At 41.4% G+C, this 16957-nt stretch carries 15 protein-coding genes; 5 read left to right on the top strand and 10 right to left on the bottom strand.

Annotated elements, in window-relative coordinates; translation table 11 throughout:
• Positions 1–5: 5 nt before the first annotated feature.
• Complete coding sequence (locus OFY17_RS12850) at positions 6–1031, bottom strand: sialic acid TRAP transporter substrate-binding protein SiaP (RefSeq protein WP_263531138.1); 1026 nt, start codon at positions 1029–1031, stop codon at positions 6–8.
• A 498-nt stretch (positions 1032–1529) separates the two neighbouring features.
• Between OFY17_RS12850 and OFY17_RS12845 the strand changes: the two genes are divergently transcribed.
• Positions 1530–2426, top strand: a complete 897-nt coding sequence (locus OFY17_RS12845; protein ID WP_263531137.1) for a GntR family transcriptional regulator — start codon at positions 1530–1532, stop codon at positions 2424–2426.
• Between the two features lie 10 nt (positions 2427–2436).
• On the opposite strand, the gene OFY17_RS12840 is transcribed toward OFY17_RS12845, so the two are convergent.
• The 6 genes from OFY17_RS12840 to OFY17_RS12815 form a co-directional block, all read right to left on the bottom strand.
• Entirely contained in the window at positions 2437–3207 is a 771-nt protein-coding gene (locus tag OFY17_RS12840; protein WP_263531136.1) for an ABC transporter ATP-binding protein, read from the bottom strand.
• Complete coding sequence (locus OFY17_RS12835; RefSeq protein WP_263531135.1) at positions 3204–4280, bottom strand: FecCD family ABC transporter permease; 1077 nt, start codon at positions 4278–4280, stop codon at positions 3204–3206. Before OFY17_RS12835 ends, OFY17_RS12840 begins: the two co-directional genes overlap by 4 nt.
• 7 nt (positions 4281–4287) lie before the next feature.
• The gene (locus OFY17_RS12830; protein ID WP_263531134.1) at positions 4288–5454 is read right to left on the bottom strand and encodes an ABC transporter substrate-binding protein; all 1167 of its coding nucleotides are present in this window, start codon (positions 5452–5454) and stop codon (positions 4288–4290) included.
• Positions 5455–5523: 69 nt separating this feature from the next.
• Positions 5524–7503, bottom strand: a complete 1980-nt coding sequence (locus OFY17_RS12825) for a TonB-dependent receptor domain-containing protein (RefSeq protein WP_263531133.1) — start codon at positions 7501–7503, stop codon at positions 5524–5526.
• 185 nt (positions 7504–7688) lie between these two features.
• Positions 7689–9077, bottom strand: coding sequence for a HAMP domain-containing sensor histidine kinase (locus tag OFY17_RS12820; RefSeq protein ID WP_263531132.1), 1389 nt, complete (start codon positions 9075–9077; stop codon positions 7689–7691).
• Positions 9074–9760, bottom strand: a complete 687-nt coding sequence (locus OFY17_RS12815; RefSeq protein WP_263531131.1) for a response regulator transcription factor — start codon at positions 9758–9760, stop codon at positions 9074–9076. The genes OFY17_RS12820 and OFY17_RS12815 overlap by 4 nt, the downstream gene beginning before the upstream one ends.
• Before the next feature lie 198 nt (positions 9761–9958).
• Between OFY17_RS12815 and OFY17_RS12810 the strand changes: the two genes are divergently transcribed.
• Entirely contained in the window at positions 9959–11290 is a 1332-nt protein-coding gene (locus OFY17_RS12810) for a sulfatase-like hydrolase/transferase (protein ID WP_263531130.1), read from the top strand.
• A 215-nt stretch (positions 11291–11505) separates the two neighbouring features.
• Complete coding sequence (locus OFY17_RS12805; protein WP_263531129.1) at positions 11506–11880, top strand: hypothetical protein; 375 nt, start codon at positions 11506–11508, stop codon at positions 11878–11880.
• A 143-nt stretch (positions 11881–12023) separates the two neighbouring features.
• Here OFY17_RS12805 and OFY17_RS12800 read toward each other — a convergent pair whose 3' ends face one another.
• The 3 genes from OFY17_RS12800 to OFY17_RS12790 form a co-directional block, all read right to left on the bottom strand.
• Positions 12024–13004, bottom strand: a complete 981-nt coding sequence (locus tag OFY17_RS12800; RefSeq protein WP_263531128.1) for a TauD/TfdA family dioxygenase — start codon at positions 13002–13004, stop codon at positions 12024–12026.
• 211 nt (positions 13005–13215) lie between these two features.
• Positions 13216–14346 (bottom strand): Gfo/Idh/MocA family protein, encoded by a 1131-nt coding sequence (locus tag OFY17_RS12795; protein WP_263531127.1) that lies wholly within the window; start codon positions 14344–14346, stop codon positions 13216–13218.
• Positions 14347–14441: 95 nt separating this feature from the next.
• Positions 14442–15158 carry a GntR family transcriptional regulator gene (locus OFY17_RS12790; protein ID WP_263531126.1) on the bottom strand — a complete coding sequence of 239 codons (717 nt, stop codon included), beginning with the start codon at positions 15156–15158 and terminating at the stop codon, positions 14442–14444.
• Positions 15159–15426: 268 nt separating this feature from the next.
• Here OFY17_RS12790 and OFY17_RS12785 point away from each other — a divergent pair, with 268 nt between their 5' ends.
• Positions 15427–16329, top strand: a complete 903-nt coding sequence (locus tag OFY17_RS12785; RefSeq protein ID WP_263531125.1) for an aldo/keto reductase — start codon at positions 15427–15429, stop codon at positions 16327–16329.
• Positions 16330–16388: 59 nt separating this feature from the next.
• Complete coding sequence (locus tag OFY17_RS12780; RefSeq protein ID WP_263531124.1) at positions 16389–16943, top strand: TRAP transporter small permease; 555 nt, start codon at positions 16389–16391, stop codon at positions 16941–16943.
• Positions 16944–16957 lie beyond the last annotated feature (14 nt).

Below are 16957 nucleotides of genomic sequence, written 5' to 3'. Positions count from 1 at the left end.
AAAAATTAAAGTGCTTCTAACTCAGCAAACTGAGCCGGGGTGAAACCATTATCCTGAGAGGTTAAGTAAGGCTTAAGAGCATCCATGAAAGGTTTGGTATCAACTTCTTGCACCATAGTGCCTTGATCCTTAAACCAGCTTACTAGGTTCTGCTCAGCGTCATTAATTTCATTCGAAGCTTTTTGAGCGGCTTGGACTGTGATATCCGTCAGAACTTTATAGTCTTCGCTGCTGATTTTGTTTTTCGTATAAGTCGACAAAATCGTTAACAGCGAGTTGGTCATGTGTCCCGTTAGGTTGATGTACTTTTGTACTTCATAGAACTTTTTGAATTGAATCGTTGGCAGTGGGTTTTCCTGACCATCAACCACGCCTTGTTGCAACGCTAGGTAAACCTCAGAGAAGGCCATAGGGCTAGGGTTTGCTTTTACCGCTCTTGGAAACATTAAAAACAAAGGTGCGTTTGGTACACGAATTTTCATGCCTTCCATATCTTTAGGCGATTTAATTGGGAAGTTTGACGTAACGTGACGAGCACCGTAATAAGTGAATCCTGCGACATCGTGACCAGATTTCTTTTCATAACCTGCTTCAAGAGTCTTGTACAAGCTGCTATCACGGAAGCTTTTCCAATGATTGAAATCTCGAATAGCAAATGGGAAAGAAGAGATTTTCATTGCTGGGTAGGTTTGAGCAGCAAAAATATCACCCGTATAGATAATATCGACAGAACCAAAATCAAGCGCCTCATTCAACTCAACTTCTTTACCAAGGGAAGACGCTGGGAAGGCTTTAATTTGAACTCGACCGTCGGTTTTTTTAGCTACTTCATCCGCCGCCCAAAGAATGGCTTGATGGTAAGAAGAACCAGACTCATAAACGTGAGCCCATTTTAATGTGGTTGCGGCATTTGCCATAGTGGGTAAACCGAAACTTACCGCTGCCACAGAAGCGGCAACCAAGAGTGAGCGTCGTGAAATTTTGCTTAATAGCGTTGCTTTCTTAGATGCTGGGTGAGAGATCTTAGTCATACAATTACCTGTTTTATTGTTATTTGAGGTTGAGTCACTAAACAAGGCATTTTCCTGAAGTGACACTGAGGTTCCTTTAACAAAAAGGAGCCATGCTTGTCAGATGCTTGGGAGACTAGGTACTCCACGGCATAAGACCAATGAAACATAGCTAACTATGTTTCAAATAGGTTTATCCACTATTTAATTCTGATGCTAAAAGTTTGTTAGCTAGATTAACTAGGGTGAGTTGTGGCAGAGGTATAGGAGCGGATGAAGTCATAATGAGTAATACCTAATGTGTTTTTATATTTATTTGTGCAAAGAATAGAAATGAAAAAACCAAAGATCAACTGTTTTTTAATTATAAAATCCACATAATAAAAACATATAACCCATAAATTCTGAAAAATGTTGTTTTTTATATATTAAAAACCCTACTTTAGTATGATTTCATCCATGTTTATCATGTGTTATAAAGGAGGGCTAAAATAAGAAGGTTCTGAGGTTTTATCTTAAGTGAGTCGTAAAAATTCGTTATTCCAAAAGCTTGTAAATCAGCTGCTTGAGGACATTGATAAAAAGTATCAAGTTGGCGATATTTTGCCTTCCGATGTTGCTCTAGCTGAGTTATTCGGTGTCAGTCGAACTACGGTGAGAAAGGCCATTGAATACCTTGAAGAACAGGAGGTTGTACTTAAATCTGACTCCGGAAAAGTGCTGCTTTCTATGCCTAAAAAGGAACACTTTTTTGATGTTAGCAAGCTAAGTAAGCCCAAAGAAAAAATAGTGGAAGAATACTTTCTTGGCTTGATTCAGAGTGGCGCACTTAAATCAGGAGATAAGTTCTCGGAGCTTGAATTAGCGCGTCAATCGGAAAGTAGTACGGTTGTCGTAAGGGAATTTTTGATTCGTTTCTCACGTTTTGGCTTAATCGAAAAGAACCCCAGATCCCAGTGGCAAATGAAGAAGTTCGATGAAAATTTTATCGACCAATTGCATGAACTTAGATATCTTTTTGAAATGAACTCCCTGTCACACTTTATGAGCCTGCCTGATTCGAGTGATTATTGGGGACAATTAAATGAGCTTTTTATTGATCATAAGAATCTTATGCCAAGAATGCATGATGACTATGAATCCTTTCCTAAGTTAGATGAGCGCTTCCATTTCTTACTTCAAGAAGCTCGTCCTAATCCATTTATCAGTGAGTTCTATACGGTGATCAGCTTTATATATCACTACCATTATCAATGGGAGAGAAATAAAGAAAGAGAGCGAAATACCGTGGCGGTAAAAGAGCACATCGATATCATGGCTTGTATGTTAATGAAGGATTATCAAGGTGCAACAATCGCCTTAGCAAAACACCTTGATACAGCTAAGAACATGCTCAAAAATACGGCTCTTTTATAAAGGGGCGTTTTTATAAGGCATGATCGACCAAGATCATTGGTCGGCCTAGGGAGCAGGTTTCGACCCTAGCACTGACTTGATAAGCCTTAGCCAAAGTGTCTGGGGTAAGGCATTCTTTAGGTAAACCGGAGCTTAAAAGCTGCCCTTGGTTTAGAAGAAGAATATGGTCACAATAGCGCAATGCTAAGTTGATATCATGGCAGACTAAAACCGCTGTGCTTTGGTTCTTCTTTACTTCATTTCTAACGGTTTCTAATACCTGAATTTGCCAATTTAAATCCAATGCACTAGTGGGTTCATCAAGTAAATACAGCTCTGGCTGGCGTACAATAGCCTGAGCTAAACTCACCATTTGTTTTTGTCCACCTGATAACTTGTGCATAGGTAAAAGGGCGAGATGACTAATCTTCAGCTTTTGGAATACCTCTTCGATCGCCTCTTCCATAGCACTGACTGACTGACTTTTTAACAAGCTATTAGCGGCGCTTTTCACCACTTCATAAGCCAGTAAACTACTGGCTTGAGGTAAGGTTTGCGGTACATAGCCAATCAATGCCAGCCTTTGCTCTTGGGTCATCTGTGCAAACTCTAAATCACCTAAGCTTGCTTTTCCTTGATAAGGGACAAGACCTGCAAGGGCTTTGACTAAGGTGGATTTCCCAGCGCCGTTCGAGCCAAGTAGGGCAATCACATTCCCCTTTTGAAGAGAGCCAGTCGTGATGTCCGATAGAATCTTCGTTTTACCGTAGGAGATGCTAATTTGGTCGAGGTTTAGATTCATAATGTATTACGTTTTTGATGCTGATAGATAAGCGTGATGAAGAAAGGAATACCGACCAATGCGGTTACCATGCCAATTGGCAACACCAGTCCTGAGATCACGCTCTTACTGGCAATTGATGCTAGAGAAAGCAGTAATGCACCACACAATGCACTGCCAATCAGAAATAACCTATGGCTTTCCCCAATTATCATTCGTGCTATATGTGGGGCAACTAAGCCGATAAAGCCAATTTCCCCGACAAACGCTAACGCCACAGCGGTCAAGAGACTGACTCGTAATAGGGTGATTACCCTTAAACGTTTGACGTTTATGCCCATACTTTTGGCCTGTTCTTCACCGCTTCTTAGTAGGGTCATTGCCCAAGCATTGCGTAAGCTAAACACCAAACAAACAAGCAGTACTATGGCGACAATTGAGGCCTTTTCTATGTCAGCACGGGCAAGGCTCCCCATTGTCCAAAAGACAATTTGCTGTAATTGACCTTCATCCGCGACAAATTGAAGAACACCAACCATGGCATTTAAGCCAAACATTAAGGCAATGCCGAACAATAAAACGCTGTGTATGCTGCCACCCAGATTATTCGCGATACCCAGAATGATCAAAGAGGTTGCACCTGCGAAGGCAAAGGCACAAACGGGAAGTAGAAAATTCTGACTAATGCCAAGGTGGGATAAATCAAACACGATCGCAAGGGAAGCACCGAAGGTCGCAGCTGAACCTACACCCAAGGTGAATGGGCTAGCGAGTGGATTATTCAATGCAGTTTGCATTTCGGCACCTGCTAATCCCAGCGCGGCACCCACTAAAATCGCCATAAGAGCATAGGGGAGTCGAATATCCCAGATAATCACTTGCTGTGTAATCGGCAGTGAATCGGGAGACCACAAGCCTTGCAGTAAGCCTAAGAAACTGAGGGAAGATGGACCTTCAGATAGATCATAGACGAGGGTGAGTAGGGTTCCGACAGCCAGTGCCAACAATATAATGAGCCGTAAACTCATATATTGTCGATACTGGCTAGCGAGTGTTTGTCCTTCTTGGGGCTTAGCCCTTTGTATAAATGGCATCTAGTCGTTACTTATATTCATCTGACGATAGAGTTGTCCAATACACACCCGTTAATGGAATGGCTTGGAACTCATTGAAAAAATGCTCTAACGTTGCTTCTGGGTCTAAGTCACTAAAGTGTTTTGGATAAAGCCATTTAGCTGCCACTTGTACGGCAACCACATTGAGAGGGGAGTTATAGAAACCGTGCCAAAGGGCATGTGCGCGGCCTGATTTAACCGCTTCTAAGTGATTCAGCTTATAGCGCTTAATAGAGTCGTATAGAGACTTTTCTGCAAAATCATTGGGAGTGCCAGCACCTAGCATGACATAAGGAAGTTCGTCATCCTTACTTTCTTTTGGCATACCTTTCGAGCCTACCGCAGTGGCGACATAGAGGTCTGGCTGGTTGGTTAATAAGTATTCTAAATCCATAAAACCAGCAATACCCGGAACAACGGCTTTAGAAATGTTATGTGCACCTGCCGCATCAAAGAATGAGGCCATCATGCCGCGAGCCATAGTCTCACAGCAGCCACTTTTCACGCCAACACGACTATGAATGAAAACTTTAGCAGGGGCGTTAGCATCCAGACTCTTTATTTTGTCGGTAACCTTGCTTAGCTGGGCTTCATAAAAGTTAAGAAAAGTTTGTGCCTTTGCCTCTTTACCCAAAACTTTACCCAATAGGGCAATGCTTTTAGGTGTGTTTTCTAAAGGAGACTTACGGAAGTCGACAAAGATGACTTTAATGCCAGCTTTTTCAAGAATCTTGATGGTGTTTGCATGGCGGGCATTAGGACCGTGGCCATCCAAACTAAAGATGGCTAGATCAGCACGTAAATCAATGGCACTTTCGATACTGAAACTGTCCGCAGAAGAGCGGCCAATAATGGGAATATCTTTAAGGTTTGGGAAACGCTTTAGATATTCCACATAGCTACCGTAATCGACCCAGTCTAATCGGGACAACATAGCAGCGACGTTTTTGGTTGGGTCTTCTTGATCTAAGATAGATAGTGCATGCAGGTAACGACTGTCACCCAAGATAATACGCTCAGGCTGAGAAGAAAATGTCACATCTCGACCCGCAAGGTCAGTTACTGTAAAAGTTTGATTGGCATAACTAACACTACAAATAACCAAGAGAAGCAGTGCTTTGATAAAGGTTTTAACAGAATGTAAATAAGGCATAATGGCATCCTCCAGATACGAAAAAACGCCCAACTCAGGTTAATGAATTGGGCGGTAAAGGGGATTTTCTTAGAACTTCAACGCAGCGCTTAGACGGATGTCACGGCCTGTAGCTGCAGTCCCTACAATGCCTTCCCATCCTGAATTGCCATTATAGTCTTCCATAGACGCATGGCTTAGATATTGTTTATCAAAGAGATTGTTAATAGTCAGGGCAACTGTAAGTTGGTCATCTCCTAAAGGTAGCCACTTAGCATAGATATTGTGGGTAGCATAGCCAGGTTTATCGAGTGTTAAGGTGTAAGTGCTGACAGATTGTTCAATATCATGAATTCCTTTAACAAATTCAGCAGACCATCCAGCTTCAAATGTTTGGCTCATTTGATAATCAAGGCTTAAAACTAAAGTGTCACCGATAGATGTAGCCGTTGAACTGTGGGTATAACGGGTAACTATTTGGTCACCTTGCATCGTATCAGCACTATGGAAATGTAATCCAGCTGCTAATCTTTCTAGTTGGTACGAAATATCTATATAGAAACCAGTTGTTTCAATATCTTCTTCTAGGTTGGTGTAGGCTTTACCCCATGGAGTCTCGGTACCAATGGCATCTTCGATAACAGACTCATAAACCCCACCACTTACAGAAAAAGAACCTTTCTTATAATTGATACCAATTTCAGTGTTAGTAGCAGTTTCAGCTGTTAGATCATCAGAGTTACTTACTCCAGCAGAGATTTTATAAGCATCTTTAATCTCAGGACCACGTATAGCTTTGGAATAGTTTGCGGTTAGATTTAGCTGATCTGTAAGATAGATTACAGCTCCAATATTAGGTGATACGTCACTGTCTTTTAGCTGCTGGTTGTTAACGTCATCAAGATCGTATTGGTCATATCGTACACCAGTAGAAATGGTTAACTTTTTGTTAACATCAATGCTATCTTGAAGGTATAGCCCTGTTACAGTTCCAGTCTCTGTATTTGAACTATTGTTATAGTTACTCTCGTCTTCTCGGTGATTCAAACCATAAGTTAGTTCGTGCTGATCTAAAATACTTGTATTTTGAAGTGTTACTCCTACTGTTTCTACGAAGCCTGTTATGTTGTCACTACCATCAACAGAGTCTAAGTCATTTCTGGTTTTATATAGCGTTACTTGTGTATCTATTAAGTCGCTTTCGGAATCCGTAAAGTTATAATTTACTGTCGTTGTTTTACGAGTGCTTTCAGAATCGCTAAGAGGGTTTTTATTAGTTAATGTAGTGTTATAAGCCCATTCTGGCTTATATGTCATGTCACCCGCTTTCTTTAATGATTCATAACTGACAGATAAGCCTTGTTCTTCTGTTAATTGAGTTTTGACCTTAACAAAGCCGAGGCTTTCGTCTAATTCTGTTCCTTCTAATTCATTGCCCTCACCGTCATCATAGTTATCATGACTAGAGTCTAGTATGTGCAGCATCCCTTCAGTTTTACCTGATTCAGTACGGCCATATACAGTTGCACTATTTTTTAGTCCTTCTCCATTGCTGCTAAAAGTGGATTTTAGTAGAGCGCCAACGTTTTGATCGTCGTCTAATAAATCGCTAGCATCTTTGGTGACAAAACGAATTGATCCACCAAGTGCACCTGGCCCTGATGTCGCGTTTGCAGCGCCTGCTTCTACTTCAACACGCTTTAGCAGTTCTGGCTCAATAGTAATACGGCCAGCATGGTGGAAGACACCACCAGATTGCTCAGCACCATCTACGGTAATATTTAAAGAATCTTCGCCGAGGTTACGGACATATATTTTTTGCCCAATGTTGACTGAACCACCAGCAGTAACTTCACTTTTATTCTGGAATAGTCCCTTTAGATCAGTTGCTTGGCTTTTTTCAATATCTTCGGCTGTGATTTCTTGGTCAAGCTCAGTGATTGCACGACCTTCCACTTTTAGTTCGTCTAGAAGTACCGTGTCTTCTGCTAAAGCCATGCTGCTCATTGCTGTCGCTTGGACAATGGCAAGAGCCAGTAAAGATTTTTTAAATGTGACGTTGGAACGCATAAATACCTCTATTAATGAGAATTGTTTACATTTGATAGCGGCTATTATCTTTTTTATGTAAAGAAAGTGAATGTTTTTTACAACTGTTACATTTGTTGCATTTGTTACATATTTAGAGAGGGTAAAAATAAGCCCCTTACTGGGAAGGGGCTTAATAGAATTGCGTCATGTTGGAGGTTATGAGTCTACAGACTCTCGCCGTCATAAGGAATATGTATACATATAGCTAAACCGGTACGTTCGCCATTATCATCTAGCATATTGGACGCTTTAATTGAGCCGCCTAGTGCCAGTATTTGACGTTGAGCCAGTGCTAAACCAAGGCCGTAACCGCTCTTTTTAGAACTGACGATGCGAGCATTGTCTGAGTTTTTTTCTTTGATGCGGAAGAAGGGTTTGAAGATGTCTTCTAAATACTCGTCAGGCACTCCTATTCCTTGATCCTCTACACAAATAGCCAGAGAGGACTTTCTTTCGGTCAGTTGTATATTTACGGTTTTCCCTTCCGGCGTGTGAGAAAGGCCATTGCGAATAATATTCTCTAATGCAGCCGATAAAGCCTGTTGGGCACTGCTAATATAGATATCTTTATCAGGTTGATTAAGAGTGACCTTATGGTTCGAAAATTCAAATCGAGCATCCTCTACAAGAACCTGTAATAAGGAGGTTAGTTCAACACTTTCTAGCTCTAACTTTGGAGATTCTGTATTAAACCATGCCAAGGTGAGGGCATCGTCAATCAGTGCCTGCATGTTGGCTGACTCATACCTCAGTCTTTCTAGCTCCTCTTTTGAGTTTTGATTGTGCTCAACGCAATCGACCGCAATGTTAAGTCTAGTAAGTGGGGTTCTTAATTCATGAGACAAATCAGCCAATAGCTGTCTTTGGTCGACGATCAAGGTACTGATGCGCGTTGCCATTTGGTCGAAAGTACTAGCGAGAGCCGTTAATTCATCTTGTCGATGACTTAAACCTTCGCTTGCTCGTACATGAAAGTGCCCTTCACTAAAGTGGCGAGTGGCTTTTTCAAGTTTCTTAAGCGGCTTCATCATGTATCGATACAGGACATAGGTGAGAAGGCACAAAATGAGAAAAGGCAGGGCAATTTGCAGAAGTAAATCTATGATGAATAAGTTCTTTCCCGGCCTCATTCTTTGCGGGAGCTGAATTAAGAAACGTGTAATGCCATCCTCAAATGGAATGTCCATAGTAGGGTTGCCAGCAAAGTACAAATGGATTTTCCATTCTAAATCGCGTCCTAGGCTAAAGGTGCTGATATATCGTTCTGATAGTTGAGTATCGGCAAGGTTTTCAATGGAAGGGCGAGAGATGGCAATCCAAGTATCTTCTTTCTCCTCGATGCCTTTTACCCATTTAGATAGAATTTCTTCGCCTTCGTCATACAGTAATCTTTCCGCTTCTTTGGCGTAGGCTCGGAGCTCAGCACGATACTCTTGATCTATGTAGCTCATGCTGTCTTCAGTGTGACTGGCGACAAGATCCACCAACCAGAAAAATACGACTGTGCCCACCGCAATAACGGCAAACAGTTTCCATAATAAGCTGTTTTTCATCGGTAGCAGTATCCCTTTCCGTGAACGGTAGTGATGTGTTCACTTGGCATACCAACGGACACTAATTTTTTCCTAATGCGGCTGATGTGCATATCTAGGCTTCTATCATATTGATTATGGGGCTTACCTAATGCTGATTGGGATAAGTAGGCTTTACTTAATGTGGAACTTTTATTTTCTACCAGTAGCCACAGCAATTTGAATTGAATTGGCGTTAAATCAATAGCATGTGATTGATAAGTGACTTGATGATCCATGCGAGTTAACGAAAGGAAATCGTCTTCTAAGGTGAGAACATTTTTACTGGGTGTATTTTGTAATGTGCGGCGTAAAAGTGCATCAACCCGTAACGACATCTCGGTAAAGTTGAACGGTTTGGGCAGGTAATCGTCTGCGCCAAAACTAAGGCCTTTAATACGGTCTTCTTCTGCTCCTAACGCAGTTAGCATCATTACAGGGGTTTGACGCTCTTTTCTTAGTAGGCTCAAAACCTTCAAGCCATTTATGCTGGGTAGCATGATGTCCAATAGTATTAAATCAAACGAAGACTTAAGTGCTGCGAGTAGGCCTTGTTCGCCATCTCGATATACTTCCGTGAAACAGCCCTTAGACTCTAATAACTGAGAGACCTTTTCTCCTAGAAAAGCATCATCTTCAATGATCAAAATCCGAGAATTAAACATGGGTAACGTACCTTTAATGTAGGTGTTTTTGATAATCGTTCTCATTGTATGTTTTTTTAGACCTTGAGTCACCTTGTATTGATTGTGTTTACTGTGAGCTGCCTGAGTAAAGGTGCGTAAAGGTAGAATCCAATTCTGGATTTTAAGTCTGTATATCGCCTAGTATGGGATGACTTCATCATATTATTGGGACAAGAAATGAAATGCCTATCTATAACTGAATTAAAAAGAGCTGAATCAAAGTTTCTAATCAATAAAACAAAATTTTTTCTTGCTGCTTCCCTCTTATTCTCTGCTTCTGTAGTGCATGCAAATATAGCGCATGCAAACTCGCCTAATTTTTTACTGATTATTGCGGATGATCTTGGTGTTGATGCATTAGGTTCCTACAATGTGAGTAACAACACAGCCAATACACCAAACTTGGATAAACTGGCCAAGAGTGGTTTGTCTTTTGAAAACTTTTGGGTAACGCCTGCCTGTACAACAACCCGAGCAGCATTGATATCTGGCCAACATGGCTATAGCTCTACTGTTGAATATGTTCCGGCCGTGATGCCCAGCAATACAAAAACATTGCAGCAGCGATTGAAACAAGAAGATCTGCCCGAAAAATACGCCACAGGCATATTTGGAAAGTGGCATTTGGGTGGAGGGCGTCCTGACCTTAATCACCCTAGTCAGTTTGGTGTGGACACATACGGCGGAAACCTATTCAACTTAGAAGATTACAACGACTGGACTTTGACCCAAAATGGTCAGCAATCTAATGAAAAGGGTTATCACACCTCGGTAGTGACCGATCTGGCAATAGATTTTATACAAGCTAATCAAGCGTCCCCTTGGTTTGCTTGGGTGGCGTACTCTGCCCCCCATAGCCCTTTCCATGAGCCGCCAGCTAATTTAATTTCGAGCAGTACGCCCACACGAAGCCCCACAGATAAATACCAAGCCATGATTGAAGCCATGGATACTGAAATAGGGCGCTTGATTGATGCAGTGCCAAAAGAAGATCAAGACAATACTTATATTGTGTTTATTGGCGACAACGGTACACCGAGAAGAGTGCGGGATAAGCAAGTATTTGATAAGGACCATGTAAAGGGAACCCTGTATGAAGGGGGAATTCGCACTCCACTAATCGTGTCTGGTGCTGGTGTTACACGACAGGGCGAGCGGGACGGGTCTTTGGTCAATGCAACCGATGTGTTTGCTACCTTTACGTCTTTAGCGCTGGCTAATGAAGCGCCAATTAATGTGCCAAGCAGCAGTATTAGTTTTGCTCAGCGTTTGACCAATGCAGAGGCGCAGCCTTCACGTGAATACAATTACAGCGAATGGCGAACTCGAAAAACCGATATTTCATGGACGGTTAGAAATGCAGATTATAAGGTGATACAACATCACGACGGCAAAACTGAGTTATTTGCGTCAAACGATATTAATGAGATAACACCGCTTAAAGATGCATCTCTTGAAGCAAGCTTGTTGTCAATTGGAGAGGCAATTCGAGCGGGTGAGTTTTACTGATATATTGTGCTTTTCAGAATGGGATGTGAATAAAAGGCTTATTTAAAAGCAATAGAAGCCAGAATATAGCGGTCGCTATCGAAGGGTAGATGGGCGTGGAGCACCTTATATTAACAGGCTTTGAGAGGTAAATGCCTAGTTAATTACCAGAAATGATTCGACATCCTTTAGGGTTATGATTGATGCAACCGGCCAAGTTCAAGGGGCATTAATGAATGAAGCGAGTGGTTTTTATGAATAATATATATTCTGATAAATGGGGGCTGGCTTATGCAGCTCCATTGTGGTGTACAGGTTTATTGGGAATGAATCATTTAATAGCTGGAATATTTTTACTCAATACTAAATTAATAATAATTGGTATATGTGCAACCATTGCGATGCTAAGAAAAGATATTCTTCATTTTGCTAAATTTGATAGGCTTTTTTTAGTAGGATTAATAATTCAGACAATTCTAGGTGTCACTTTAATCGGAATGGGGGTTACTTATGATTATTATCAGCTTGTTTTAATATCAGGGGTTCTGACTCTTATCTGGACGACATTTATTTTTTTCTATTACTTAAATAAATTGGATTGGAATGATTAACTCTGAATTCAAAATTAACTAGGCCATGCACCTCTCAAAGCCAGTAAATTCGAACCTTTAAGTATTTATTCCAGCATGGAACGTCGAATAAAAAAGACCAGATAGTTGAGGCTATCTGGTCTTTTTTATATCTTCTTAAATCTTTATTTAAAGGCGATAGATGCCAGAATACGGCGGTCGCCTTCGAAGGGTTGGCGAGCATGGAGCACAGTATGGTTGTTTATCCACAGTACGTCACCATCTTGCCATTTGAAGTTAACGCATTTTTCATCCATGGCTGAGACCAATTCCATTAGGGCTTCTTTGTCCATGAACTCACCGTCTGCAGTCGATACAGCGGTTTCACCTTGGTTTCTATCGTCATTCCAGCCTGTGAATACGGCAACAATAGAATTGAAGAAGACTTTCTGTTGGGTTTCATCATCATAGCGGATAGCAGGCAATACACGGGTTTCTGTACGTACATTACCGTTTTCTAACCATTCCCATGACATGCCCGCTTCACGCATTTTAGCTTCGGCTTCTTCACGAGTATTAACCAAAAAGGTGTCTTTCCAAGAACGGCCAATAGCGGATGTGGTGTCTGTGACTTCAGGCATGACTCGAATATAACGTACGCCTTGTTCCTCTACTTTCTTTGCAAAATCGGGAGCAATGTCAAAGAAGGTTTTGCATATTTCGCCTGAGTGCAATATTGAGGTAGCACCGCCTTTTTCTGCTGCAATATCACAGTAAAAATAAATGTAGCCAGGAGGTGTGGGTACTTGAGCCATTTCATGATGAAAGGGGATTTTTTCTGTAGCAGGGGACTCGTTAGCTGTAACAATGCGAGACTCGGTTACTTGTGAGCGAGGTGCAGCGCCACCAACGTAAGGCATATTCTTGTAGTCTGTTTCATTAAGCATTTGCTCAAATTTATCAGAATTGTCTACAGGGAAGCCACGGAATAATACGGCACCGTGCTTGATTAGTAAGTCGTGTAATTCAGACTTATTACTATTGACCCACTGGAAAAAGCTCGATGTATCCGCTTGAACTTCTTCATTGTGAGGTGTGACTAGCAAAGGAAAATCCAACCCATTTACTTGTTTTTGTTCTTCTAGTTTGGAAATGACCACACTCATATTTACTCCTATTTGAAAGTAGTAGTGCCTTGTATATTGATATCTTGAATTACATACACAACCAATAAATGAATCAATAGTGAATGAATTTAAAAACAACTATAGTTTCTATTTAAAATAAAGCAAATCAATAGTGAATGAATTTTTTCTTTCCTAGAAAGGTTTATTTCATAAACTATTGATTTATAAGATCTAAAGTTTTTAATTAAAATTATACTTGGCTAAAACTGTAGCCATCTTCAGTGATAGTAATGGCTTGGCCTGTTACAGAGGAGTGTTGTGCTGCTAAGCCGATAACAACCGCTTTTAAACCATCTTCTAAGCTCACATCCACGGCAGCATTTTCTGTGATGGCTTTAAAAAAGCCTAAGTGCTGGTAGTAAGTTGAGCCGTTATGGTCACCAGCATCGAGTAGTTTTTCATCAACTGGAATGTCGGCTTCAATCGGACCTTTAGGTAAGCGTGGGCTTAATACCACTTTTGGTATTGGTGCTGCCCCTAAGCTGTCTACAGGCCAGAACCTACCCGGACCAGGGACAAAACATTCAATCTTAGCTTTTGGGCCAATGGCGCAAATTTCTTCTTGGTAGCGAGAACCTTCTGCAAACATATTTAGGTCTAAACAAGCTCTTTGGCCGCTTTTGAAGTCTACTATTACGAAGGCATTGTCGATGATATCAGGTGCTTGACCATCGTAATTTTCTTCTAAGTGATTACAGTCTTGCCCTGTTGATGAGTAAACACGTGTTACTTCACTACCTGTTAGCAGGCGCATGAGATCAAAAAAGTGACAGCATTTTTCAACCAATGTGCCACCTGTTTTATGGTTAAAGCGATTCCAGTCATCCACTTTTTCTAGGAAGGGAAATCTGTGCTCACGGATATTGAGCATTTTCATGCTACCAATATCGCCTTGTGTGATTTGCTTACGAAACTGGGCAACGGGAGGCATGTATCGATACTCCATAGCGACCCAGATAGGTGCTGGGTGCTTTTCAGCGGCTGCTCTTATTTTTGCTACTTGCTCAATGCTGGTAACGACCGGCTTTTCGATTAAGATAGGCAAACTTGTTCGATCGAAAAGTTCTAATAGCTGTTCTGCATGCTGGTAGTTAGGTGTGGCAATAACCAAGGCTTCAAGATTTAGGTCTGCAGCAAGCAGCTCCTCTAATGTATTAAACATGTGAGCATTTGGAGCCAGCTCAAGACAGCGCTGTTGCATTTCTTTATTGGGTTCTGCAATAGCAACCACTTCTGCGCCATGGATGAGTGCAAGGTTTTTTAAATGCTCCTGCCCCATCATTCCACACCCTAAAACACCATAGCGAATAGACTTTTTCATTACTAACCTCTTATTTTTATTAATATTAGTTTTATATTTTTGTTTTTTGAAAATTGTTTCTCGATTCAAAATAGCCGTTTTGAATAGCTTTTAATTTAATGCCAGCGAGCGATATAACGACAGCGTTTAGGGTCATACCAAGTGAAAGAAAACTCTTCTATGGTATTTTCATTTGACCAACTCCTGCGATGCACTTGAGGCATAACGGTACCTTCCGTCAGCCCTAGCTGTTGAGTCACCCAAGTGGGAGCGGAGTCACAGTCAATTTCATCTTCGACGCGACTAATCCAAAAGGAGAATTGCTCTCGATAATGAAGGTATAAGGATTCGTGTAAATCTTCTGGCTTCAGGTTTGGGTCATGGGCATGTTTAAACCAAATTTGTTCCATGGCTACCAGTTCTCGGTTTAAGTAACGTGCCCGCTTAATGCACCAAAGCTGCTGGTCTTCTGGAACGCCTAATTGTTGCTTAGCGAATTCATTGTTATCCACTTCAATTGACAATGTATTTGCAGAAGGGATACCGCCACCAGTTAGCGTTTCTAAATGAAAAAACTGGTAAATAGCGCGCCCATCTGGTGCCCGTTTTACATAGTTCCCCGAGCCTTGCTTGCGCTCTAACAAACCATCTTCTTCTAGTTTTTTGAGAGCTTTCCTTAATGTGCCGACTGCTACACCGAGCTTAGTGGCGAGTTCCGCTTCTATTGGTAATCTATCGCCCGGTAGCCAATGTCCAGCAGCAATCTCCCGATGTAATAACTCACTTATCTGAATAAATAGGGGTAACTGCTTAGCTCTGTTCTTTTTTTCCACTCTATCACCTGATATTTAAAAGGGGGAGTACATGGTTTTTAAATCAAAGTTTGCTTTGATGAGTTAGATCGCTGCAAGTAAAAAGTTAATAAATAGATAAATTGATTTACTATTGATTTACATAATTAGAATACACTGTTAATGTAAATATACAACTACTGGCATTAGTAACGGATTAACGGTTAATGCCAGTGATTAATTTATAAAAATAAGAATTAAGCGATCAGTAATGAGAACGTCATACTGCTTGCTTCGGAGATGAAAAGTTATGCGAATGATTCGACTTGGCAAATCTGATATTGAGTTAAGCCAATTAGTTTACGGTGTATGGCGTCTTGCTGATGCTGCTGATGTATCCACTAAACATGTGCGCGAAAAGATTGATTTATGCCTTGAACAGGGTATCACGTCATTTGACCATGCCGATATTTACGGTGACTACGAATGTGAACGTTTATTTGGTCAAGCACTCGCTGTTGACCCAAGCCTTCGCTCTAAAATGCAGCTTATTTCCAAATGCGATATAGGCCTCCTTTCTGATAAATTCCCAGCTCGCCGAGTAAAATTGTACGACACCAGTGCTGCTTATGTGAATGCGAGTGTTGAGAAAAGCCTTGAAAACCTTTCTACAGATTATCTAGATCTTTTGTTGATCCACCGCCCTGATCCTTTTATGGACGCAGCTGAAACGGGCGCCGCTCTAGATGCCTTGATTGACAGCGGTAAAGTACGTGCTGTTGGTGTGTCAAACTTTGAAGTATGGGATTGGCGACTACTGCAAGCGAACATGCGTCATCCGTTAGTGGTTAACCAAGTTGAAATGAGCTTATTACAGCGAGATACCTTCACTAATGGTAACTTGAGCGCCATGCAATTAGATTCTTTAACACCAATGGCTTGGTCTCCTTTAGCTGGTGGTGCTCTTTTTGCCGATACTCCTGAAACTCGCCGCTTAGCGCCATTGTTCAAACGCTTAGCGGAAGAACAAGGAGCTTCATCAGATCATGTTGCTTTAGCTTGGTTATTGGCTCATCCAGCAAACATTTTGCCTGTCGTTGGAACAAATAACGTGCAGCGCATGAAAGACTTGTCTAAGGTTTTAGATATCTCTATTGATAGAGAAACTTGGTTTGAGTTGTGGACTGCAGCAGCAGGGCAAGAAGTACCATAATTCTTTACCCCTAAACACGGATAAACAATAAAAATAAAAACGTTTAGAAGGGAATAACAATGATTATTCTACGAAATCTGGTAACAGTCATTTCTGCTATTAATCTTTTTCTGAGTAAGATAGGGCGTAATATTGCATGGGTGCTAGTCACCGCAATGATATGCGTTATCTTGCTGCAAGTCTTTTGTCGCTATGTATTGGGTAGTGCATTACCTTGGCCAGAAGAGGCCGCTCGCGCCTTAATGATCTGGATGATGGCCATGGTGGCAGGTGAGGCCTACCGTCGTGGTTCATTTGTCGCTATCGATATGTTCTTACATGCTTTACCTGATAAAGCCTCTAGCTTATTTAAACTCTTTCTATTACTAATCGCCGGCGTTGTTCTCGTAAAACTTACCTCCTTAGGTATTGAGTTCTTTGAGCGCGGTTTCCGTACCCGAGCAGCTTCTATTCATATCTCCCGTGCGTGGATTTATCTCGCTATGCCTGTGTGTTTCTTCACTATGCTATTAGCAAACGTTGAGCTGTGTTTAAGAGAAATTGGCTGTTTTCTAGGGCATAAAAAAGAGTTTCAGATTGCCATGGAAGTGCGTGCTGACGCGAATCCAGACTAACTCAGTTATGTATT

The sequence above is a fragment of the Marinomonas sargassi genome (assembly GCF_025716875.1).
Taxonomy (GTDB): Bacteria; Pseudomonadota; Gammaproteobacteria; order Pseudomonadales; family Marinomonadaceae; genus Marinomonas; species Marinomonas sargassi.
The sequence above is the reverse complement of the archived record's forward strand: the minus strand, read 5'-3'. Positions and strand labels throughout refer to the sequence as shown.